This window comes from Rhodanobacter sp. FDAARGOS 1247 (genome assembly GCF_016889805.1).
Taxonomy (GTDB): domain Bacteria; phylum Pseudomonadota; class Gammaproteobacteria; order Xanthomonadales; family Rhodanobacteraceae; genus Rhodanobacter.
Map to the genome: position 1 here is coordinate 1,762,517 of NZ_CP069535.1, position 21,296 is coordinate 1,783,812.

Sequence of the window (21,296 nt, forward strand, 5' to 3'; positions counted from 1 at the left end):
ACCGGACCGACATGATCAACAACGACGTACTGCGTTCCATCCGCTACATGCTCGACCTCAGCGACGGCAAGGTGGTCGAGCTGATCCACCTGGCCGATGCCGATGCCCCGGTCACGAAGGAAGACGTGCAGGGCTTCCTGAAGAAGGACAACGAGCCGGGTTATCTGGAATGCGGCAACCAGACACTGGCGCTGTTCCTGGACGGCCTGGTGTTCCACCGCCGCGGCAAGGACGACAGCCGCCCGGCGCGGCCGCCGGAGAAGCGCGTCACCAACAACGTGGTGTTGAAGAAGTTGCGCGTGGCCTTCGAGCTGAAGGACGTCGACATGCACGACATCCTCGAAGCCGCCGGCCTGCCGATCTCCAAGCCCGAACTCAGCGCGCTGTTCCGCCAGAGCGACCACAAGAACTTCAAGCTGTGCGGCGACCAACTGCTGCGGAACTTCCTGAAGGGGCTGACCATGCGGGTGCGCGGCAACGGCTGAGCGGGAACCCGTTCGGTGTCCTGCTCACCGATTACAGCGACACTGCCGGATAGTGTTCGACATAGGACTCGCCGTTGCAGCCGTAATAGGTCACCTGCCGTTCGAGCAGGTCGACCTCATAGCGCACCACGCCCGCGTTCCAGCTGGCCAGCAGGAAGTCCGGAAAGCTGCTTTCCCCGGCCTGGTCGGTGCGCAGCGCGCGGACCAGCGCGGGCTGATCGAAGCCGGGCACATCAGCCATGCCGGACACCAGCGGCGTGCCTTGTTGCAGCACCGCGCCGCGCTCGGTCAGGTACAGACTCTGGCAGGCGGGCAGCTGCCACACATTCCGTGTCACGCCCGCGCGCCTCAGCGTTTCGGCGAGGTACGGAAAGCCGCCCACGCGGGGACGAACGGCCATGGCTTGCGCTTGCGCGGCTTGAAGGTGGGCCATCGCCTCACTCATGGGGTTTCTCCTGGTTCGTGCATGGAAGGTTGAGGTCAGGGTGTCGACGCGTGCTGCCTAATCGACAGGTGCCGCGCTGAACGGGTGGGCATCGGCAAGTTTCTGCAGAAGCCTGCGCAGCTCGCTCCGCTCGCTGACGGCCAGGACGGAGAAGAAGTGGTTGTCGTTGCCGTTGGCGATGTCGGTGAGCGCAGGCAGCAGGCGCTTTCCGGACCGGGTCAGTGCCAGCAACTGCGCGCGGCTGTCCTGCGGGCTCGGGGTGCGCAGCAACAAGTTCTTGGTCAGCAGCTTGTCCAGCACCTTGGAAACGGCGCCGCGGGTCATGCCCATCGCGTCGGCGAGCGACGCGGCGGTGATGTCGGGATGCATTTCGACATGGTTGAGTGCGACCCATTCGGCGACGGAGAGCTGCCGTTCCTGCAGGGCGCTGGCGAAAGAGCCGGACACCTGGTTGGAGACCAGTCGCAGCCAGTAACCCAGGTGGGCATGCAGCGGATTGGGCGGGACTTGTTGCTTCGATGCGTTCGGCACGTCCGGTTCACCAGAAAGGTTCCATGGAACGCATATTGTTTCCATGGAACCTTTATGTCAAGTGCCACGCCCGGGCGCCGGTTGCCTCAGGACGCCATCGTCTCGTCGGTTGTCACCGTGGCCTTGCGCTCCTGCTTGCCCCAGCCCACCGACGGGCCCTTGATGGCCGTCCAGACGGAACGCACCACCACGTAGTACATCAGCTGGCGGTAGCCGAAGCGTTGCAGCACCAGCCACCACAGAAGGCTCCACTTTTCCTTCTTCTCCATCGCGAAGGCGAGTGCGCAGGCGGCCAGGTCGATGGCCATGAAGGCGGCGTAGAACACCAGCATGCGGAGCAGGTTGGTGTCGTCGAACTGGCCGCGGTGTTGCAGGTAGTCCAGGCCGGTGCTGACGATCTGCCAGACCAGCACCAGGTCGACCAGCGGCGAGACCACCGAGAACAGGATCTGGAACAGCCACACCTGCGGCAATGCAATGGTGCCCAGCGAACCGTAGCGGGGATTGAAGGTGGCGTTGCGGTGCTTCCACAGGCATTGCAAGGTGCCGTAAGCCCAGCGGAAGCGTTGGCGGGCGAGGCCGCGGGCGCTGTCGGGGGCCTCGGTCCAGGCAATCGCCTCGGCATCGAACAGGGTCTTGAAGCCGGCCTTCTGCACGGCGATGGTCAGGTCCTGGTCTTCGGCCAGCGTGTCGGCGGGGAAGCCGCCGAGCTGTTCCAGGGCTTCGCGGCGCCATGCACCCACCGCGCCAGGCACCACGGTGATCGCGCCCAGCGCGGCCAGCGCGCGGCGCTCGAGATTTTGCGCGGTGATGTATTCCAGCGCCTGCCACAAGGTGATCAGGTTGATCCGGTTGCCGACCTTGGCGTTGCCGGCGACGGCGCCGACCTTGGGATCGGCGAACCAGCGCACCAGGCGCGGGATGGTGTCCGGCTCGAACTGGGTGTCGGCGTCAAGCGCCACCACCACCGCGCCGTGGGCTTCGCGCAAGGCGGTGTTGACGGCATGCGCCTTGCCGCCGTTGGGGATGGTGAGCAGGCGCACCCGCGGCTCGTCGGCGTAGTGCTGGCGCACCACGGCCGAGGTGGCATCGACCGAACCGTCGTCGACCACGATAACTTCGAGGTTCGCGTAGCGGCTCTTGAGGATCTGGCGGATCGAGCTGGCGATCACCTTTTCCTCGTTGTAGGCAGGAATCAGCACCGAGACCAGGGGCGGCTGTTCGCCCAGCACGGGTGCCACGCGCCGCTTCTCGCGGGCGCGGTTGAGCAGGGCCAGGCCGCCCAGCAGGATCAGTCGCGCCACGCCCAGCGCGATCGCCGTGGTCAGCAGCCAGCGGATGAAGTGGCCGAAGAAGCCCAGCGCCAGGAACACCACGCGGTCGGTCCATTGCGACAGCGAGCCGGGCGCGATCGGCGGCATGGTCTGCGCGCGGGTGAGTCCGGCCAGCTCCGATACGGTGACGAACTGGTAGCCCTGCGCCCGCAGGCTGTCGATGATTCGTGGCAACGCGGCGATCGTCTGCGAGCGCTCGCCGCCGCCGTCGTGCAGCAGCACCACCTGGCCTTTGCGCTCCACGTTTTTGGTGTTGATGGCGTTCAGCACGTTGTCGACGATGGCGTCGACGCCGGGGCGCTGCCAGTCTTCGGCGTCCACGTGCAGGCCGACCGACAGGTAGCCCATCTTCTGCGCGATCTCGATCGGCACCAGTTCGTCGGCGGTGGTCGGTTCGGCGTCGCCGAAATAGGGCGCGCGGAACAGCCGCATCGAGTGGCCGGTCAGCGCCTCGAACAGCCGCTGGGTCGCGTTGAGTTCCAGCGAGACGATGCCTGGCGGACTGTCACCCAGATTGGGGTGGGTGAAGGTGTGGTTGCCCACGTCATGGCCTTCGGCGACTTCGCGTTGCACCAGTTTCGGCGACATCTCGGCGTTCTCGCCGATGATGAAGAAGGTGGCCGGAACGTGCTTCGCCTTGAGGATGTCGAGGATCTGCGGCGTCCATTCGGGGTCGGGGCCGTCGTCGAAGGTCAGCGCGATCTTGTGCGGCAGGGTGCCCGCACGCTGGATCACGTAGGAGCTGGGCAGGGCGGTGTAGCTTTCGTCATCGATGCTGGCGTCGTCCTTGTCCACCTCGATGCTGCGTGCGCCGGCGGAAGGCTGCGAGGCGATTTCCAGCACCTCGCCCTGGCCTTCGATGTCGATGTCCTCACCGGCGCCGATGGTGCGCAACGGGTCGGGCGCGGACGCGCCATACGGACGGCCAAACACCGACCACACCGACGGATCTTCCGAGCCCAGCCGCCACAGGGCGTAGCCGTAGGGCTTGTACTCGTCGGCGGCGTGGATCTGGTTGTACGCGGTGACGCCGTCGAGGAACCAGACCTGGTGGGTGCTGCCGTCGTCCTCGTCGTAGGAAAAATGCGGATTCTGCGTGTCAGGGTCGAAGGCGATGTCGGCCTGGGCGTCGCTGGCGCGGTCCAACGCGTCCTGGAAGGTCAGCGCCTCGGCATTGTTGCCGTGCGACCAGTCGTAGCCATAGCTGCCGATCGCCACGATGGTCTGCTCCGGGTCCAGCTCCTTCATGCGCTTTTCGAGTGTCTGCTCGAACCATTGCTGGCCGGCGATGCTGCCCGGCGTCTTGCCGGCCCAGTGTTCGTCGTAGGCCATCAGCACCACGAAGTCGACGATGTCCGCGTAGCCGGCATAGTCCCAGCTGGCGTCGTCGAACGGCACCGACAGCACGATGCCCCAGCCATGCGGGTCGAACGCGTCGTTGAGTTCGCCGAGGAAGGCTTTCAGGTCGGGTTGCGCGGACTCGGGAAGGTCCTCGAAGTCGATCGTCACGCCCTGGAAGTGGTTGGCCGCCACGAACGCCACGATCTCCCCGATGCGCGCCTGCCGCCGCGCCGGATCGGCCAGCAGGCGCGCCAGGCCGGGGCCGTCCCAGTTCGCGTCCACCGCGTTCTGCAGCAGGGGCAGGATCGGCGTGGAGGGCTTCTGCTTGCGGATCAGGTTGATCGCCTTCGCATCGACGCTGGTGTGCAGCGCCATGTCCTTGCCGCTCAGGCTCATCCACGACGGAATCACCCAGTCCAGCTGGGGCAGGCTGCGCTTCAGCGAGGAATAGCTGCTGTCGTCCCAGTTGACGTAGAAGCCGATCGCCAGCGGCCGGCCGGCCGGCTTGTCCAGCGAAGGCGGCGGCACGTGGCTGGCGGCCGCCTTGCTCGCATGCGTTTTCGGGGCGTGCAACAGCTTCTGCCGCGCACGCACTTCGGCGGCCAGCTTCGCGGCGGGCTTCAGCAGTTCCGGGGCAGCCGCCTTCACGGTGGCCAGGGCATGTCGCGTGCGGGCGTGTTCGCCGATGTGCAGGCCGTCCATGGTCGGGCCCACGAACAGGCTGATCGCGCAGGCCACCACGAACAGGGTGCTGACCACCCCGGCCAGCAGGGCCAGCCGCGAGACATGGCTGGCGCGCCGGCCGGAGGGGTCGAAGAAGATCGGTTTCTTTTGCATGCCAGGGCCGGATCGACAAATACCGCAAGGCGCCAATCCGGTCGGGCCCCGACACGGATCGGGAGCGCGGATGTCGCGAGTGCGCAGTATCGCCGATCCATCATGCGCCGCATCGCATCGGGGCCCGGGTCAGTCAGCCAGTGTTGCCCTCGCGCCGAGTAGTCGTGGACACGGCCGTGCCATCAGCTGATCACGGCGCCGGGCACCGGCCGGCGGAAGTCCTCGGGGCGCAGATCCTGGGTCAACCGGAACACGCCTTCGCGCACCTTGCGCGGCAGCACCACGTCGAGCACGGTGGTCTGGTGTGGCCCGAGGATGGCGAACAGGTCGTCGCGCCGGTCGCTTTGCGCCAGCGCGTGATGGACCAGGCCGGCCAGGTCCACCGGTTGCACGCTGGCGCCGTACGGACGATGGCTGGCGACGGCGGGGCGCAGGGTCTTGCGGCTGTTGCGCGGGTCGGCCACGCGGGCGTCGCCGGCGAGCAGGCTGTAGTCGAGGAACAGCGAGATCGTGGTGCGCTGTTTCGAATTGGCCTGGCGATCGAGCAGGAAGCCTTCCGGTAGCAGGTCGGCGCTGGCCGGCACGCCGGCGGTGAGCAGGAAGCCGGCGCCGGTCAGTGGTTCGCCGGCCTCGTCGGTGAGCCGCACGATCAGCAGGCTGCGCGGGTCGTGGATGTGCACGCGCGGCGCGAACGGGCCGGCCGGTTCCAGCTCCACCTTGTCGGCGTCGCGGGCGGCGTTCTCGCGGTCGAACGCGTCGCACAGCGTTTCGTAGTCATCCGCGCTGCGCACCTGCAGGCAGCGCAGGATCGCCGCCACGGTGTCGGGCGCCGCGGCGGCCATGATGCCCAGGCGGTCGCCGGAGTGCGCGGTGCCGGCGATCAGCTTGAACGCGCAGCGCGGGCCGCGGCTGAGGTTGAGCGCCAGCGTGTCGATGTCGCCATCGCGGCTGCCTTGCGGCGACAGCACGGCGTGGTGGGCGTTGAGGTTGGCCGCGGCGATGCGCACCACGCCGTCGGAGCCGTCTTCGCCGGTGTAGCTGTTGAGGTGGTCGTACAGCGTGCGGTCGGGGCGGTCGCCGGTCAGCACGAACGCGAACTGGCCGCGTTTCACCGGATCGTCGCCGTGGATGTAGTCGAGGTTGAGCGACAGCGACTGCGCGCTGCCCAGCTCCAGCCAGTCGAGTATCCGCTGGCCCGGCTCCACCCCGTCGAACCACGACTTGAGCCGGCCCAGCAGGCTCTTGCCCAGTTGCGCCAGGGCGGAACCGAAGTTCGCCGGCGCCAGCATCACCAGGTGGCTGAGCCGGATCGTGCTGTGCGTGGCGGGCCGGTCGCGCTGGGCGCGCAGCCACTCGCGGATCACCGGGCCGCCGGTCGAGTGCGTGATGCAGGCGAAGCTGGCGTCGAGCAGGTGCAGGTCGCGCAAGGCGTGGTCGAAACCGCGCACCAGGTCGGCCACGGTCACCGCGTCGTCGAAACTCACGTACTCGGAAAGCCAGATGTCGGCGAAGCTCAGCGCGACGCCGGCCGCGACCGCGTGCCGCTGCAACTGTTGCGGCAACTGGCCATAGGTGGAGGTGTCGGTGACGCTCCAGCCGTGCACGAAGACGAGGGTGGTCATGCGCAGACTCCGATGCGTTGATCCATGCCGGGCGGATTCCCCGTCGCCATGCCTCCGGCATGGCCTGCGATCGCGTCGGCGCGGGGCACCGGCATAATGACATCAGCACCCGCCATCATCCACCGACCTGTCCGGAATCACCGATCCATGACCATGAACGCGTTGCTGATCCTGATCGTGCTGGCCAGCGTCCTGGCATGGCTGCGCTGGCGGCGCAGCAGCCGGGTGCTGTTCGGCCTGGCCGTGCTGCTGTTGCTGGCGACCGGCTGCGGGCCGCTGCCGAGCTGGCTGCTGGCGCATCTGCAAGCGGAAGTCGTGGCCGACGTGCCGATCGTCTGGGGCCAGCGCAACGCGATCGTGTTGCTGGGCGCCGGCACGGTGCGCGCAGGCGATGCAGGTTCGGTCGAGGCCAGCCTGTTTGCCTACGGCAGGATCAGCAAGGCGGCGATGCTGTACCGCGCCTGCCGGCAGGCGCCACGCGAGTGCAAGGTCGAGGTCAGCGGCGGCGATGCGCGTGGACTGGGCCAGCCGGAGGCGGCGATCTATGCGCTGGACCTGCAGCGGCTCGGCGTCGATCCCGCCGACCTGCTGCTGGAACCGCGCAGCATGAACACCTGGCAGAACGCCCAGTTCAGCGGCCCGTTGCTGAAGGCGTATGGCGCCGATCGCGTGTTGCTGGTTTCGTCCGGCTTCCACCTGCGTCGGGGCATGCTGTACTTCAACCACTTCGGCATCCATGCCACGCCGGTACGTGCCGACTACGTCAGCGGCGTCGCCTCATGGAAGCCCTTGTCGTACAACTTCGCGATGGCCGACATGGCGCTGCACGAATACGCCGGCATAGCACGTTACCGCTGGTACAACGCGATGGGCTGGAACGTGGAGGCGACCAGGCCCGGCGCGTTGTAGGAGCGCGCTGCTACGCAGACTCGCGCATCACCATCAGGCGGAGTTCGGTCATGTCCTCGATCGCGTAGCGGATGCCTTCGCGGCCCAGGCCGGAAAGCTTGATGCCGCCGTACGGCATGTTGTCCACCCGGAAGCTGGGGATGTCGTTGACCACCACGCCACCCTGTTCCAGTTCGTTCCACGCGCGCATCGCGTGGTCCAGGCTGTCGGTGAAGATGCCGGCCTGCATGCCGTAGTCGGAGTCGTTGACCATCGCGATCGCCTCGTCGAATTTCCGGTACGGGACGAGCAGGGCGAACGGGCCGAACGCTTCCTGGCGACTGGCCTTGGCATCGCTCGGTACGCCTTCCATCAGGGTGGCGTCGAGCATGTTGCCGTTGCGCTTGCCGCCGCAGAGGATTTTTCCGCCGGTCCGTTTCGCCTCCATGATCCAGCCGTGCAGGCGCTCGGCAGCAGCCTCGTCGATCATCGGGCCGAGGAACACGTTCTTGTCCTTCGGGTCGCCGGCCTTGAGTTTCCTGGTGGCGGCGACCAGCTTGCGCTTCAGCGCATCGTAGATGTCGGCGTGGGCGTAGATGCGCTGCACGCCGATGCAGCTCTGGCCGGACTGGTAGAACGCGCCGAACACCAGGCGCTCGACCACCTTGTCCAGCTTCGGGCCCTGGTCGGCGTCGACGATGCACGCGGCATTGCCGCCCAGTTCCAGCACCACCTTCTTGCGCCCGGCGCGGGCCTTGAGGTCCCAGCCGATCTGGCCGCCGGTGAACGAGAGCAGCTTGAAGCGTTCGTCCTCGACCAGCGGCGCGGCGTGCGCGCCATCCAGGGTCAGGATCGAGAACGCGCCCTTCGGCAAGTCGGTCTCGGCCAGCACCTCGCCGATGATCAGCGCGCCGATCGGGGTCTTCTCCGCCGGCTTGAGCACGAACGGACAGCCGGCGGCGATCGCCGGCGCTACCTTGTGCGCCACCAGGTTGAGCGGGAAGTTGAACGGCGTGATGAACGACACCGGCCCCAGCGGCACCCGCCTGGTGTAGCCGTGATAGCCGTCCAGACGGCTGGCCAGTTCCAGGTTGATGGTCTCGCCGTTGATCCGCACGGCTTCCTCGGCGGCGATCCGGAACGTCTCGATCAGCCGGGTGACTTCGCCGGCGGCATCCCTGATCGGCTTGCCCGCCTCGATGCACAGGGCCTCGGCCAGTTCGTCGCGGCGTTCGCTGAAGCGCGCGACGCAGTGCTGCAACACCGCCTGCCGCGCCCACGGCTTGAACTCGCGCATCGGTCTGGCCGCCTTCACCGCGGCCGCGATCGCCTTCTCGATGGCCTTCGCATCCGGCACCGCGACGCGAGTGGCCAGCTTGCCGCTGTACTTGTCGCGCACGTCCAGCATCGTCTTCGATGTCTGCGGCCGGTTGGCGAGGTAGTAGGGGTAGGTCTTGTTCAACATGGCGTTGGCCTGCGCTGGCGATCCGTCAAGCATAGGACGTCGCGGTGTTCAGAGGCTGTGAGGCGGCCTGCGTGGATGCGCCATGTCGCGGCATCGGCAGCACCATGTCCGTGGCCGGATGCTATGCTCCCGCACCACGGGCATGCCGGATTGATGATCGTTGATCATGCGGTTCGTTGAGCGCGTGGTTCGAACGTGGGCACGTGGATGCCTGGTGGATACATGTCATGGAGGACCGATGATTATTTCGTTGAACAAGCGATCGATGCGGACGATTGTCCCGTTTCTGATCTTGATGGCGGCGCCGGCCATCGGCATGGCCACGGCGTCATGCACGGATAACCTGCATGTAGTCACGGTGAGCGATGGCGCGCGCTTTTTCACGGTGACGTCCACTCGTGCCGGGCTAAGCGTGAAACAGGCGTTCGACGATGTGCGGAAGATCGCCACCGCCGACGGCTACGTGATCGCCACCGAGCCGGACTACGGCAGCCCGAATCCCAGCATGGGGATCGGCAAGCCGCCGTCTCCCGTTCCGACGCTGATCCAGGTTCAGCAACCCTCCGGGATTTCATTCACCTCGATTGTGTCCCCCGGCAACGAGAGCAAAGGCGTGCCGGAGCGGCTGTGCGCGATGGTCGGCAAGTTCGAGGCCGGTCGGCCCGCCTTGCCGGATCAGGTCGAACCTGCCCGGACGGCGGCGGAAACTCTGGAGCAGTCGCGTACCACGATTCCGGTGACCAGGCCTGTCGTGAATATCCTCAAGCCGAACGTGCCGTTTGATCTGGCTGCCGCCAAGGCCGCGCTGGAGCCGGGGCACTCGATCATCAGGGGACAAGTGTGCGGGAGCTGGCGGGGCAATCTCGTACTGGGAAGCCAGCCGGTGCTGCTGTATCCAGCGACGCCCTACCTGCAGCAGATCCTGGCGCTCGGCAAGAAGGCAAAGCCCGGCAGGGACCAGGTGCTGACGGACCCGGACCTGGTCGTCGCCCGGATGGAAGCCAAGCCCAACGAGAACGGCGAGTTCCAGTTCTCCCGGATGAAACTTGGCAGGTATTACCTGGTAACCAGCATTTCGGCGGTGCTCGGTGGCTCTCGCGACGTCTATGCCGGACATGTGGATACGGACTACGGTTCGGGAAACGTGTACACCAGCCAGAACTTCAGTTACGGGTCGGATGCCGGAATCGAGCGGATCGTGGATGTGAAAAAGGATGGCGATACCGTCAAGGTCACCATGCAACCGCACATCAGCCCGTTCAATCATTCCGGGTTGGGCGGATCGATTCTCGGCTGCAGCAAGTTCGGCATGAAGGTGTCCCACGGCATGTAGTGGCGCGGTCGCCAGGCGCCATCCCGGCATGGCCGCTGAACAGCAGGGAGGGATTCGAGTGACGGCCGAACGATCCCGTCCTCGCCTGCCTGTCCTCGCCTGCCTGTCCTTGCTAGGTCGAGCCAGATCGTCCCGATCAGGGCATGCGCCGCTGCGCCGCTGCGCTGCTCAGTCCTCACGCACCCGTAGCCCCAGCTCCCCATCCGCCAGTCGCGCGCGCAGCGGGGTGCCGGGCGCGACATTCTTCGCCGAGCGCAGCACGTTGCCGTCGGCGTCGAACACGATCGCGTAGCCGCGTTCCAGCGTGGCCAGCGGGCTGATCGCGTGCAGGGCGTGGCCGGCGTGGCGCAGGGCGGTTTGCCGTCGTTCGAGGATTTGCGCGATGGCGCCGCGCAGGCGCTGATCGTGTTCGGCGATGCGCCGTGCCAGCAGCGGCAGCCGGGCGCCGGGATGTCGTGCCAGCAGTCGGGCCTGCAATCGTTCCAGCCGGGTGCCGCGTTGCTGGCCCTGTTCGCGCAGCACCACCAGCAGGCGGTGGCGCAGGTGGTGCAGGCGTTCCCGGTCGCGCGCCAGGCGCGCTTGCGGGCGCTGGGCCTGCAGCCGCGCGAACAGGTGATCGACGCGTTGCGAATGTGCCTGCAGCCGGCGTTGCTGCAGGGTGGCCAGGCGCTGCCGCAGCTGCCGCAGGTGGCGGCCGACCGCCACCGCGTCGGGCACCAGCAATTCGGCGGCTGCCGAGGGCGTGGGTGCGCGCAGGTCGGCGACGAAGTCGGCGATGCTGAAATCGATCTCGTGGCCCACGGCGCTCACCACCGGCACCGCGCTGGCGTGGATCGCCCGCGCCACCGCCTCGTCGTTGAACGCCCACAGGTCTTCCAGCGAGCCGCCGCCGCGGGTCAGCAGCAGCACGTCGTGGCGTGCGCCGTTTGATGCCTTGCGCAGCATGTTGACGATCGCCGGCGGCGCCTCGCGACCCTGTACCGGCACCGGCAGGATCTCCACATCGGCCAGCGGCCAGCGCCGCGCCAGCACGCTGAGCACGTCGCGGATCGCCGCGCCGGTGGCCGAGGTGATCACGCCGATGCGTCGCGCGTAGGCGGGCAGGGCGCGCTTGCGTGCCGGGTCGAACAGACCCTCGGCGTCGAGCCGTGCCTTCAGTTGCTCGAACTCGCGCTGCAACGCGCCTTCGCCGGCCGGCTCCATGTATTCGGCGACCAGCTGGAACTCGCCGCGCGGCTCGTACAGGCCGACCCTGGCGCGCAGCAGCACCTGCATGCCGTCGACCGGACGGAAGCGCAGGGCGCCGGCCTTCATCTTGAACATCGCGCAGCGTACCTGGGCGCCGCTGTCTTTCAGGGTGAAGTACAGGTGCCCGGACGCAGGCTTGGCCACGTTGGACAGTTCACCCTCGATCCACACCTGCGGCAGGGCATCGCCCAGCAGGTCGCGCACCAGCCGGTTGAGCGAGCTGGGGGTGAGGATGTGGCGTGTTTCGGTGCGGTCGTACGGCGCTGACATAAGGGCGCGAGCCTAGCACGACGCACGGTATCAAGTTGTTGGAAAACATCTGCTTGACGCGGTAAGCGCAGGAACAGCATCAAGACTGCCCGCCGCTTCAGTCGTCGTCGCCCGCATCGCGCAGTTCGCGCCAGCGGCGCTTGCGTACGCGCCAGCTGCGGATGCCCAGGTTCAAGGCGAACCAGACCGCGATGACGCCGAGCGGCCAGCCGATCCAGGCCGGCCACAGGAAGGCCACCACCGCCAACGCCAGCAGCACCCCCGCGCCGATCATCAGCGGGCTGCTGCTGGTGTCGCCCAGCACGCGGCGGTTGGTCAGCGCCGCGCCGACACTGTTGGCGATGCGCAAGGCGCCCGCTGCCGCGCGACCCGAGCTGCCGCCGCCGTGGCGTACCCGTGGCCGTCGCGCCTCGCTGCTGCACACCCGTTCGCTCTCGCCGTTGCCGCCACGGCGCCGGCGCGAGGCCAGCACGATCTCGGTGGCGTTGCCCAGGTCCTTTTCGTATTGCGCGGCCAGCTGGCCGGCGAAGCCGTCATCCTCCACCGCCACGTCGATCTCGTGGTTGCCCAGCCAGCTGGCGATGTTGAGGTTGGACGAACCGACCCGGGCCCACTGGCCATCGGCCACCGCGGTCTTGGCGTGCAGCATCGAACCGTTCCACTCGAACACCCGGATGCCGGCCTTCAGCAACGGCCGGTAACCCGAGCGCGACATGCCCGCCACCACCGGGATGTCGCTGCTGCCGGGTACCAGCAGGCGCACGTCCACGCCATCGCGGGCGGCGGCGATCAGCGCCTGCACGTAGGGGGCGACGCCCACGAAATAGGCGTCGGTCAGCCACAACGTCTTGCGCGCCATCGAGGCGATCAGCTGGTCCAGCCGGTACATGCCGGCGGTGGACGGCTGGGTGGCGATCACCCGCAGCGACACCTCGCCGACCGGGCTTTCCGCCACCGGCGCCGCCGGCAGCGGGCGCAGCGCGGCGCCGGTCTCGCCCCAGCTTTGCGCAAAGGCGGCCTCCAGCTCGGCCACGGCCGGCCCCTGCAGGGCCATGCCGGTGTCGCGCCACGGCGGCACGTTGCGCCGCTCGTCACCCAACCACTTCGCGCTGATGCACACGCCGGACAGGAAACCCTGGACGCCGTCCACCACCAGCAGCTTGCGATGGTCGCGACTGATCCAGCCCAGTGGCTGGCCCAGCCGGGGCGGATTGAACACGCGCACTTCGCCACCGGCCGCGTGCAGCGGCGCCCAGAACGAACGGCGCGACTGGCCCAGGCAGCCGACCCAGTCGGTGACCACGGCGACGAACACGCCGGAGCGGGCGCGCTCGACCAGGGCGTCGCGGAACGCGCGGCCGACCTCGTCGTCGCGCACGATGTAGTTTTCCAGCAGCACCCGATGTTGCGCGCCGCGGATCGCCGCCAGCCAGGCGTCGTAATGGGCGGCCGCATCGATCAGCAGCTGCGCCGCATTGCCGCTGAGCAGGGGCGCGCCGGCCGCACGGCTCAAGGCCTGTTCGGCCAGCAGGCGGCTCGGGGTGGAGGGGATCAGGGGTGTGGGCATGGGCCGAGTGTAGGCGATGGCCTGTCGACGCGGCGCCTTCATCGGCCTTCTGGCATCATCGCGCGCATGCCGATCGAGCAACGCTACGCCGACACCGATGCCTGCGCACGCTACCTGATGGACGTGCTGGGGCCGGACCTGCGCATCGCTGCACCGCTGGGCCTGGGCAAGCCGCACGAACTGCTCAATGCGATCTACCGGGCGATCAGCGCCGACGCCACGCGCTCGATGCGTTTGTATACCGCGCTGTCGCTGACCCGGCCGCAGGCATCGCCGGGGCTGGAGCAGCGCTTCCTGCAACCGTTCCTGGAACGCCACTTCGGCGCCGATGCGGTCGATCCGCAGTACGCGCTGGACCAGGCGCGCGACGCGTTGCCGGCCAACGTCGAGGTGCACGAGTTCTACCTGCAGTCGGGCGCGATGCTGCATTCGGGCAGCGCGCAACGCAGCTACATCAGCCAGAACTACACCCACGTCGCGCGCGACCTGGTGGTGCAGGACATCAACCTGCTGGTGCAGCTGGTGGCCCGTCGCGAGGGACCCGACGGGGTGCACTACAGCCTGTCGTGCAACCCGGACCTGACCCTGGATTTCCTGCGGCTGACCCAGCTGGCCGGCAAGCCGCGGCCGATGTGCGTGGCGGTGGTGCATCCGGACCTGCCGTACCTCGGCGGGGACGCCGAGGTGGCCGAAACCTATTTCGACGTGGAGCTGCGGCCACCGCATTCGCCGCCGCTGTTCGCGCTGCCCCGCGCGCCGGTGGGCCTGGCCGAGTATGCGCTGGGCCTGCATGCCAGCGCGCTGGTGAAGGATGGCGGCTGCCTGCAGATCGGCATCGGCGCACTGTCCGATGCGCTGGTGAAGGCCTTGCTGCTGCGCCAGCAGAACAACATCCAGTGGCGTCGCGCCTTGGTGGCGCTGGACCCGGCCGGCGTCACCCACGCACTGGCCGGCTGGCAGGGCGGGCTGGCCCCGTTCGAGGCCGGCCTGTACGGCGCCAGCGAGATGGTGATGGACGGCTTCATGCACCTGCAGCGGGGCGGCATCCTCAAGCGGCGCAGCTGGGACAACCTGGCGCTGGAACGCGCCGCGGCGGCGGGCCGGCTCAGTCCGGAAACGCCGGGCGGGCACTACCTGCGCGGCGCGTTCTTCCTGGGCTCGCGCGAGTTGTATGCCTGGCTCGACGCCACCGAGGCGGCCGACCCGGACGCGATCGACATGTGCGCGGTGTCCAACGTCAACCAGCTCTACGGCACGCACCAGTCGCTGGCCATGCTGCAGCGGCGCGGCGCCCGCTTCTTCAACACCTGCATGATGGCCACCGCGCTGGGCGCGGTGGTTTCGGACACGCTGGAGGATGGCGGCGTGGTCAGCGGGGTCGGCGGCCAGTACAACTTCGTGGCGATGGCGCACGAACTGCCCGATGCGCGCTCGGTGCTGCTGCTGCGCGCCACCCGCAGCAGCAAGGGCGGCATCGAGAGCAACATCCGCTGGAGCTACGGCCAGACCACCATCCCGCGCCACCTGCGCGACATCATCATCACCGAGTACGGCATTGCCGACCTGCGTGGCAAGAGCGATAGCGAGTGCATCGAGGCGATGCTGGCGATCACCGACGCGCGTTTCCTCGACGCGCTGTGCGCCGAGGCCAAGGCGCACGGCAAGCTGGCCGCGGACTTCGTGATACCCGACAGCTGGCGTCTGCATCGCCCGCTCCACCTGCGCAAGACGCTGGCGCCGTTCCGGCAGCACGGCGTGCTGCCCGAGTTTCCGTTCGGCAGCGATTTCAGCGAAGTCGAGCAACGCCTGTTGCCGGCGCTGGAGTGGCTGAAACACGCTGGCGCCAGCTGGCGCGGCAAGCTCGGCCTGCTGCTGGCCGCGTGTCGACCGGGCGAAGTGGCGCCGGGTGAGGCCGAGGCCCTGGCGCGGATGGGCCTGGTCGATCCGCTTACGCTGGCCGATCGCCTGCAGCGTCGCCTGTTGCAGGTGGCCCTGCGTCGGCTGGTGCCGACCGATCGGCCGACGCCTCCGCCGGTGGATCAACCGGCAACTCAGCGGGCGTCGGGTCCGTAGCCGGCTCGTCCAGCAGTGGCAGGACCGCCGGGCTGTCCAGGTCGTCGAACTGCTGGTGGTTGACCGCCCAGAAGAACAGCCGCACGGCCACGACCACGATCACCAGGGTCACCGGAATCAGCACCAGCAAAATGTTCATGCGGGCAACTCGCGTGCGCCGGTGGCCGGGTCGGCGCGGTCATCGGCCGTGGCCTCCGGCCGTCCCACGCGCAGCGCGTTCAGCACCACCACCAGCGAGCTGAGCGACATGCCGATGCCGGCCAGCCACGGCGGCACCATGCCGAACGCGGCGAACGGCACCGCGCAGAGGTTGTAGGCCAGCGCCCAGCGGCGGCTCTGCGCGGTGACCTGCTGCAGCTGACGGGCGATCGCGCGCGCGTCGATGAGTCCGTTCAGACGTCCATCCATCAGCAGCAGGTCGGCATGGGCCTGGGCCAGTTCGGTGCCGGAGGCCAGCGCCGCGGAGACGTCGGCACCGGCCAGCAGCGGCGCGTCGTTGCTGCCGTCGCCCACTGCCAGCGTGGTGTGGCCCTCGGCATGAGCTGCCTGCAGGCGTTCGAGCTTGTCGGCCGGCGACTGCCGGGCGTGCCAGTCGGCGATGCCCAGGCGGGCGGCCATCGTGGCCACGCGGCTGCTCGCGTCGCCGCTGGCCATGCTGGTGGTGATGCCGTCCCCGCGCAGCCGTTCGAGCACGTGTTGCGCATCGGTGCGCGGTTGTTCGTCGAGATGGAAGGCCGCGATGACGCCGTCCGCGTCGGTCAGCAGCAAGGCATCCGCGACACCGGCGGGAGCCGGCTGGCCGCTGGGCGCCAGCGCGTAGTCGGCGCGTCCCAGCCACAGTGCGCGACCGGCCACCTCGCCCGAAATGCCGGCGCCGGCCACCACCTGCACCGATTGCGCCTGCAGCGGCAAGGCCTGTTGGCGCGCGGTATCGGCCAGGGCGCGGGCCAGCGGATGCGAGCTTTCATGCGCCAGCGCGGCGGCCAGCTGCAGCACCCGCTCGACGCTGTCGCCGCGCAGGGGTTCGACCGCGCGGTGCTGCAGTTGCGGCACGGTCAGCGTGCCGGTCTTGTCGAACAGCGCGTAGTCGACCTCGGCCAGCCGGCCCAGCGCATCGCCGCTGGTCACCAGCACGCCGCGCCCGGCCAGCACGCCGAGCGCCCGGGTCAGCGTGGTCGGGCGGGTCAACGCGAAGGCGCAGGGGCAGGCGACTACCAGTACCGCCACCGCCGCCTCGAACGCACGCGCCGGATCGACCAGCAGCCAGCCGAGGGCGGTGAGCGCGGTCAGGCCCAGCACCCGCGCCACGAAGCGGCCGACCACGCGATCGCTGGCCGCGATCGTCGAGCGCGCCTGCCGCGCACGGGTGGCCAGTTCGCCCAGTCGCGCCACTGTGGTGGTGTCGCCACTGTGCTCCACGAGCAATTCGGCGGGGCCGGACAACAGCACGCTGCCGGCAATCAGGGGTTCGCCGCGCACGCGCCGCACCGGTCGCGATTCGCCCGACAGCAGCGCTTCGTCCAGCTCGACGTGGGCGCTCTGCAACACGCCGTCGGCGGGCACGCGAGTGCCTTCGGCGATGTGCACGCGGTCGCCGGGCAGCAGGGTCATCGCAGGCACGGTTTCCAGCTCGCCGTCGGCACGGCGGCGCTGCGCCAGCAAGGGTGCGCCGTCGATCGCCGCGTCACCCATCGCGCCGCTGCGATGGCGCGAGCGCAGTTCCAGGTAGCGTCCGCCCAGCAGCAGGAACACGAACATGGTCACCGAATCGAAATAGATCTCGCCGCTGCCGCGCAACGTGTTGAACATGCTGGCCAGGAACACCAGGGCCACCGCCAGCGCCACCGGCAGGTTGATGCCGAGCCGGCGTTCGCGCAGTTCCTGCGCCGCGCCGCGGAAGAACGGCAGCGCCGAATAGAACACCACCGGCACGCTGGTCAGCAGGCCGAGCCAGCGGAACAGGTTGCGCGTGCTGAAGTCGACGAAATCGACCACGCCGATGTAGATGACGAAGGCGTACGTCATCACCTGCATCGAGCACATGCCGGCCACCAGCAGGCGCTTCAGCGCATCGTGCTGCTCCTGCGAGCGGAGGTCGTCGATGCTGGCGTGCTGCAGCGGCTGCGCCGGGCAGCCGGCCGCGGCGAAATTCGCCAGCAGGGTGGGCAGCGGCGTGCGGCCGGCATCCAGCACCACGCGCACCCTGCGCGCCGGGCGATCGATGGCGACGCGTTTTACGCCGGGCAGCGAGCGGATCAGCTGTTCCAGCCGCAAAACCTGCCGCGCATCCGTCATGGATTCGACCGACAGGGCGACCTCGCTGCTGCCGTCGCGACGGAGGCGCAGCACCTGCGCGGCGAGTTGCGGATGGGCCCACGCCGCGTAGCTGTTCATCGCGGCGGGTCGGTGGCTGGTGGCGGCGGCGCGGCGCTATGCGCGCTGACCGGTACGCCGAACACGGTGTGCGAGGTGTCCAGCGGCGTGTCGGCGTAGCGGGTGCCCACCACGATCAGCCACACGCAACCGGCGATCGATGCCACGAAGACGAACGCTCCCAGCCACACGATCGGTTGTCGATACCACGCCGATCCGCGGGCCGATCCGTGCCGGGCGGCGGGGTCATTGCCGTTGTTCATCGACCGGGTGCGACAGCTGGTAGACGTAGGCGGCGACCACGCGGATCTGGTCGTCGGACAGGCGCGGGCTCCATGCCGGCATGTGGCCCTGGCGTCCTTCGCCGATGGTCTTCTCGATGTCGGCCACGCTGCCGCCATGCAGCCACACCTGGTCGGTGAGGTTGGGTGCACCCAGCGCCGGGTTGCCCTTGCCATCGGCGCCATGGCAGGCCGCGCAAGTGGCGAACATCGGCTGGCCGGCGGCGGCCTTCGCCGCGTCGTGCGGTGCGCCGGACAGGCTCAGCACGTACTGCGCCAGGTTCTTGACGTTGTCCGCGCCCAGGCTGGCCCACGGCGGCATCACGCCGCTGCGGCCGTCGTGGATCGAGGTGGCGATGTCGCTGCCGCTGCCACCGTACAGCCAGTCGCCGTCGGCGAGGTTCGGCGCGCCCAGCGCCACGTTGCCCTTCGCGCTGCGCTGGTGGCAGGCGGCGCAGTTGTCCTCGAACAGCACCTTGCCCATGGCCAGCGCATTCGGGTCGCCGGCCAGCTTTTCCACCGGATACAGGCGGAAGCGCTCCATCAGCGGCGCCAGTTTGGCGTCATTGGCGGCCACTTCCTGTTGCAACTGGCCGTGGGAGGTCCAGCCCAGCGAACCCTCGTGGTTGCCGAAGCCCGGATACAGGTAAAGGTAGAGAAAGGCGAGCGCGAACATGCTGCCGGAAAATACGATCCACCAGCGCGGCAACGCTTTCAGCCCTTCCAGGATGGTGCCGTGCGCCCACACGTGTCCGGTGGTGCCATCGGGGCGGGTGGGAATCTTCGCCCGCGGCGCCCACAGGAACAGCGCGAAGGTGATGCCCATGTTGAGCACCACCAGGAACATCACCCACAACGACCAGCCATTGCTCATGGATGATTCTCCCCGTTACGGACATCGGTTTCCGGCTCATCTTCCATCGGCAGGTGAGCCATGCGGTTGAAGGTCGGCTTGTGGTACTTGCGCCAGGCCCAGATCCAGATGCCGATGAAACTGACCATCATCAGCGCGATGAGCACTCCGGTGATGTGACCCCAGATCGGATTGATGGTCACGGCGTGCCTCCATCGCTGGCCGCGGCATTGGCCGCCGCGGTCGATGCGGGTTCGTTGCGGATGCCCAGCCCCTGCAGGTAGGCGATCAGCGCGTCCAGTTCGGTCTTGCCTTCCACGGCGGCAGGGGCGCCGGCGATCTCGGCATCGGAATACGGATCACCCAGCCGGCGCAAGGCGCGCATGCGTGCCTGCACGTCGGCGGCATCGATCTTGTTGTGCGCCAGCCACGGATAGGCGGGCATGTTCGACTGCGGCACGACCTGGCGCGGGTTCATCAGATGCATGCGCTGCCAGTCGTCGGAATACTTGCCGCCCACCCGCGCCAGATCCGGGCCGGTGCGCTTGGAGCCCCACTGGAACGGGCGGTCATAGACCGATTCGGCCGCGATGGAGTAATGGCCATAGCGCTCGGTCTCGAAACGCAGGGCGCGGATCATCTGCGAATGGCACAGATAGCAGCCCTCCCGCACGTAGACGTCCTTGCCGATCAGCCGCAGCGGGTCGTATGGCTTCACGCCCGGCGGCGCCTTCACCGAATGCGCTTCCATGAACAGCGGGGTGATCTCGGCCAGACCGCCCAGCGAGACCATGATCGCGATCAGCACGCCGAGCAGGCCGACGTGTTTTTCAATTGCTTCGAAATGCTTGTAGGCCATGTCGATATCTTCCTCAGCCGGCCGCGGGCAATGGCGCGGGCACCTGATGCGGCACCGGCTCGGGGATGGGTACGGGAATCGGCTTGATCAGCCGTGCACGGGCGTCGGCGGCGGTGTGCCAGAGGTTCCACGCCATCACCCACATGCCCGACAGGATGCACACGCCGCCCAGCCAGCGGATGACGTACATCGGCTTGATCGCGATCAGGCTGTCCAGGAAACCGTAGGTGAGCGCGCCATCCGGGTTGGTGGCGCGCCACATCAGCGCCTCGGTGACGCCGGCTGTCCACATCGAGCCGACGTACAGCAGGGTGCCGATGATGTGCAGCCAGAAATGGAGTTCCATGCTCTTGCGCGAATGCATCTCCGGGCGGCCCAGCGCACGGGGCGCCATCGCGTACAGCGAGCCGATGGTGATCATCGCCACCCAGCCCAGCGAACCCGAATGCACGTGGGCGATGGTCCAGTCGGTGTAGTGCGACAGCGAGTTCACCGACTTGATCGCCATCATCGAGCCTTCGAACGTGGCGGCGCCGTAGAACACCAGCGACATCACCATGAACTTGGCTGCCGGATCGGTTTTCAGCTTGTGCCACGAACCGTTGAAAGTGAGCAGGCCATTGGCTGCCGAACCCAGGCTGGGCATCAGCAGCACCAGCGAGAACGCCATGCCCACCGACTGCACCCAGTCGGGCAGGGCGGTGTACATCAGGTGATGCGCGCCGGCCCACATGTAGACCGAGATCAGCGCCCAGAAATTGACGATCGAGAAGCGGTAGCTCCACAGCGGCTGCTGCGCCTGCCGCGGCACGAAGTAGTACATCATTCCCAGGAAGCCGGCGGTGAGGAAGAACGCCACCGCATTGTGGCCGTACCACCACTGCACCATCGCATCGACCACGCCGGAGTAGATCGAATACGACTTCGTCAGCGAGACCGGGATGACCAGGTTGTTGATGATGTGCAGCAGGCCCACGGCGATGATGAAGGCGCCGTAGTACCAGTTCGCCACGTAGATGTGCTTGATGCGCCGGCGCGCCAGCGAGCCGAAGAACACCACGCCGAAACTTACCCAGACCACCGCGATCAGGATGTCGATGAACCATTCCGGCTCGGCGTATTCCTTGCTCTGGGTCAGCCCCAGCGGCATGGTGGTCATCGCCAGCACGCAGACCAGTTGCCAGCCCCAGAAGGTGAACCCGGCCAGCTTGGTGAACGCCAGGCGGGCATGGCCGGTGCGCTGCACCACGTAGTAGCAGGTACCCATCAGCGCCGAGCCGCCGAAGGCGAAGATCACGCCGAAGGTGTGGTCGGGCCGGATGCGGCTGAAGGTCAGCCACGGGATCTCGAAGTTCAGCGCCGGCCACATCAGTTCGGCGGCGGCGTAGACGCCGACGGACATGCCGGTGATGCCCCATACGGCGGCGGCCAGCAGGAACTGGCGCACGACCCTGTCGTTGTAATACTCGGTGTTCGGCATGGGGTTTCCCG

General features: G+C 68.0%; 17 protein-coding genes and 1 pseudogene. 4 read left to right on the forward strand and 14 right to left on the reverse strand.

All coding sequences use genetic code 11. The annotated features are described in order from the left end of the window. Positions 1 to 11: 11 nt before the first annotated feature. Positions 12 to 485: a DUF1456 family protein gene (locus I6J77_RS08015; RefSeq protein ID WP_056718994.1), complete on the forward strand. Its 474-nt coding sequence runs from the start codon at positions 12 to 14 to the stop codon at positions 483 to 485. A 31-nt stretch (positions 486 to 516) separates the two neighbouring features. Here the strand turns inward: I6J77_RS08015 and I6J77_RS08020 are convergent, their stop codons facing one another. The 4 genes from I6J77_RS08020 to I6J77_RS08035 all read right to left on the reverse strand — a co-directional run bounded on the left by I6J77_RS08020 (position 517) and on the right by I6J77_RS08035 (position 6,595). Continuing rightward, entirely contained in the window at positions 517 to 930 is a 414-nt protein-coding gene (locus I6J77_RS08020) for a DUF1398 domain-containing protein (RefSeq protein WP_204111216.1), read from the reverse strand. A gap of 57 nt (positions 931 to 987) precedes the next feature. Beyond that, positions 988 to 1,461, reverse strand: a complete 474-nt coding sequence (locus I6J77_RS08025; RefSeq protein ID WP_204111217.1) for a MarR family winged helix-turn-helix transcriptional regulator — start codon at positions 1,459 to 1,461, stop codon at positions 988 to 990. An 86-nt stretch (positions 1,462 to 1,547) separates the two neighbouring features. Further along, positions 1,548 to 4,973, reverse strand: a complete 3,426-nt coding sequence (locus tag I6J77_RS08030; RefSeq protein ID WP_204111218.1) for a glycosyltransferase — start codon at positions 4,971 to 4,973, stop codon at positions 1,548 to 1,550. Between the two features lie 182 nt (positions 4,974 to 5,155). After that, positions 5,156 to 6,595: a phospholipase gene (locus tag I6J77_RS08035; protein WP_204111219.1), complete on the reverse strand. Its 1,440-nt coding sequence runs from the start codon at positions 6,593 to 6,595 to the stop codon at positions 5,156 to 5,158. Positions 6,596 to 6,748: 153 nt separating this feature from the next. Between I6J77_RS08035 and I6J77_RS08040 the strand changes: the two genes are divergently transcribed. Next, positions 6,749 to 7,504, forward strand: a complete 756-nt coding sequence (locus I6J77_RS08040) for a YdcF family protein (protein WP_239309271.1) — start codon at positions 6,749 to 6,751, stop codon at positions 7,502 to 7,504. A gap of 10 nt (positions 7,505 to 7,514) precedes the next feature. Here I6J77_RS08040 and I6J77_RS08045 read toward each other — a convergent pair whose 3' ends face one another. Beyond that, a complete protein-coding gene (locus I6J77_RS08045; protein ID WP_204111221.1) occupies positions 7,515 to 8,948 on the reverse strand; it encodes an aldehyde dehydrogenase family protein in 1,434 nt (477 codons plus the stop codon). A 238-nt stretch (positions 8,949 to 9,186) separates the two neighbouring features. Here I6J77_RS08045 and I6J77_RS08050 point away from each other — a divergent pair, with 238 nt between their 5' ends. Continuing rightward, entirely contained in the window at positions 9,187 to 10,281 is a 1,095-nt protein-coding gene (locus tag I6J77_RS08050; RefSeq protein ID WP_204111222.1) for a hypothetical protein, read from the forward strand. A 168-nt stretch (positions 10,282 to 10,449) separates the two neighbouring features. Here I6J77_RS08050 and xseA read toward each other — a convergent pair whose 3' ends face one another. Next, on the reverse strand, positions 10,450 to 11,799 hold the full coding sequence (xseA, locus tag I6J77_RS08055) for an exodeoxyribonuclease VII large subunit (protein WP_204111223.1): 1,350 nt from the start codon (positions 11,797 to 11,799) through the stop codon (positions 10,450 to 10,452). A gap of 97 nt (positions 11,800 to 11,896) precedes the next feature. Beyond that, positions 11,897 to 13,366, reverse strand: a complete 1,470-nt coding sequence (locus I6J77_RS08060) for a phosphatidylserine/phosphatidylglycerophosphate/cardiolipin synthase family protein (protein WP_204111224.1) — start codon at positions 13,364 to 13,366, stop codon at positions 11,897 to 11,899. Positions 13,367 to 13,432: 66 nt separating this feature from the next. Between I6J77_RS08060 and I6J77_RS08065 the strand changes: the two genes are divergently transcribed. Further along, positions 13,433 to 15,439 carry an acetyl-CoA hydrolase/transferase C-terminal domain-containing protein gene (locus tag I6J77_RS08065; protein ID WP_204111225.1) on the forward strand — a complete coding sequence of 669 codons (2,007 nt, stop codon included), beginning with the start codon at positions 13,433 to 13,435 and terminating at the stop codon, positions 15,437 to 15,439. Between the two features lie 64 nt (positions 15,440 to 15,503). Here I6J77_RS08065 and ccoS read toward each other — a convergent pair. From ccoS to ccoN, 7 genes and pseudogenes are all read right to left on the reverse strand, one after another. Beyond that, a pseudogene (gene ccoS / locus I6J77_RS17770) lies at positions 15,504 to 15,578 on the reverse strand (cbb3-type cytochrome oxidase assembly protein CcoS); the annotation flags it as partial. Then, the gene (locus I6J77_RS08070; protein WP_204111226.1) at positions 15,575 to 17,833 is read right to left on the reverse strand and encodes a cation-translocating P-type ATPase; all 2,259 of its coding nucleotides are present in this window, start codon (positions 17,831 to 17,833) and stop codon (positions 15,575 to 15,577) included. The pseudogene ccoS and the gene I6J77_RS08070, both read right to left, overlap by 4 nt. After that, on the reverse strand, positions 17,830 to 18,075 hold the full coding sequence (locus I6J77_RS08075; protein WP_204111227.1) for a hypothetical protein: 246 nt from the start codon (positions 18,073 to 18,075) through the stop codon (positions 17,830 to 17,832). Before I6J77_RS08075 ends, I6J77_RS08070 begins: the two co-directional genes overlap by 4 nt. Further along, a complete protein-coding gene (ccoP, locus tag I6J77_RS08080; protein WP_204111228.1) occupies positions 18,059 to 18,967 on the reverse strand; it encodes a cytochrome-c oxidase, cbb3-type subunit III in 909 nt (302 codons plus the stop codon). The genes I6J77_RS08075 and ccoP overlap by 17 nt, the downstream gene beginning before the upstream one ends. Then, positions 18,964 to 19,149: a cbb3-type cytochrome c oxidase subunit 3 gene (locus I6J77_RS08085; RefSeq protein WP_239309228.1), complete on the reverse strand. Its 186-nt coding sequence runs from the start codon at positions 19,147 to 19,149 to the stop codon at positions 18,964 to 18,966. The genes ccoP and I6J77_RS08085 overlap by 4 nt, the downstream gene beginning before the upstream one ends. Then, the gene (gene ccoO, locus I6J77_RS08090; RefSeq protein WP_204111229.1) at positions 19,146 to 19,805 is read right to left on the reverse strand and encodes a cytochrome-c oxidase, cbb3-type subunit II; all 660 of its coding nucleotides are present in this window, start codon (positions 19,803 to 19,805) and stop codon (positions 19,146 to 19,148) included. Before ccoO ends, I6J77_RS08085 begins: the two co-directional genes overlap by 4 nt. Before the next feature lie 13 nt (positions 19,806 to 19,818). Further along, a complete protein-coding gene (gene ccoN, locus I6J77_RS08095) occupies positions 19,819 to 21,285 on the reverse strand; it encodes a cytochrome-c oxidase, cbb3-type subunit I (protein ID WP_204111230.1) in 1,467 nt (488 codons plus the stop codon). Between the last annotated feature and the right edge of the window lie 11 nt (positions 21,286 to 21,296).

What these genes read in the sequence shown, in the direction of transcription:
- I6J77_RS08065 (WP_204111225.1), top strand. Translation starts at nt 13,433, where the DNA reads ATGCCGATCGAGCAACGCTACGCCGACACCGATGCCTGCGCACGCTAC.
- I6J77_RS08060 (WP_204111224.1), bottom strand. Translation starts at nt 13,366, where the DNA reads ATGCCCACACCCCTGATCCCCTCCACCCCGAGCCGCCTGCTGGCCGAA.
- I6J77_RS08045 (WP_204111221.1), bottom strand. Translation starts at nt 8,948, where the DNA reads ATGTTGAACAAGACCTACCCCTACTACCTCGCCAACCGGCCGCAGACA.
- ccoN (WP_204111230.1), bottom strand. Translation starts at nt 21,285, where the DNA reads ATGCCGAACACCGAGTATTACAACGACAGGGTCGTGCGCCAGTTCCTG.
- I6J77_RS08040 (WP_239309271.1), top strand. Translation starts at nt 6,749, where the DNA reads ATGAACGCGTTGCTGATCCTGATCGTGCTGGCCAGCGTCCTGGCATGG.
- I6J77_RS08075 (WP_204111227.1), bottom strand. Translation starts at nt 18,075, where the DNA reads ATGAACAACGGCAATGACCCCGCCGCCCGGCACGGATCGGCCCGCGGA.
- I6J77_RS08070 (WP_204111226.1), bottom strand. Translation starts at nt 17,833, where the DNA reads ATGAACAGCTACGCGGCGTGGGCCCATCCGCAACTCGCCGCGCAGGTG.
- I6J77_RS08035 (WP_204111219.1), bottom strand. Translation starts at nt 6,595, where the DNA reads ATGACCACCCTCGTCTTCGTGCACGGCTGGAGCGTCACCGACACCTCC.
- ccoP (WP_204111228.1), bottom strand. Translation starts at nt 18,967, where the DNA reads ATGAGCAATGGCTGGTCGTTGTGGGTGATGTTCCTGGTGGTGCTCAAC.
- xseA (WP_204111223.1), bottom strand. Translation starts at nt 11,799, where the DNA reads ATGTCAGCGCCGTACGACCGCACCGAAACACGCCACATCCTCACCCCC.
- I6J77_RS08020 (WP_204111216.1), bottom strand. Translation starts at nt 930, where the DNA reads ATGAGTGAGGCGATGGCCCACCTTCAAGCCGCGCAAGCGCAAGCCATG.
- I6J77_RS08030 (WP_204111218.1), bottom strand. Translation starts at nt 4,973, where the DNA reads ATGCAAAAGAAACCGATCTTCTTCGACCCCTCCGGCCGGCGCGCCAGC.
- I6J77_RS08050 (WP_204111222.1), top strand. Translation starts at nt 9,187, where the DNA reads ATGATTATTTCGTTGAACAAGCGATCGATGCGGACGATTGTCCCGTTT.
- ccoO (WP_204111229.1), bottom strand. Translation starts at nt 19,805, where the DNA reads ATGGCCTACAAGCATTTCGAAGCAATTGAAAAACACGTCGGCCTGCTC.
- I6J77_RS08015 (WP_056718994.1), top strand. Translation starts at nt 12, where the DNA reads ATGATCAACAACGACGTACTGCGTTCCATCCGCTACATGCTCGACCTC.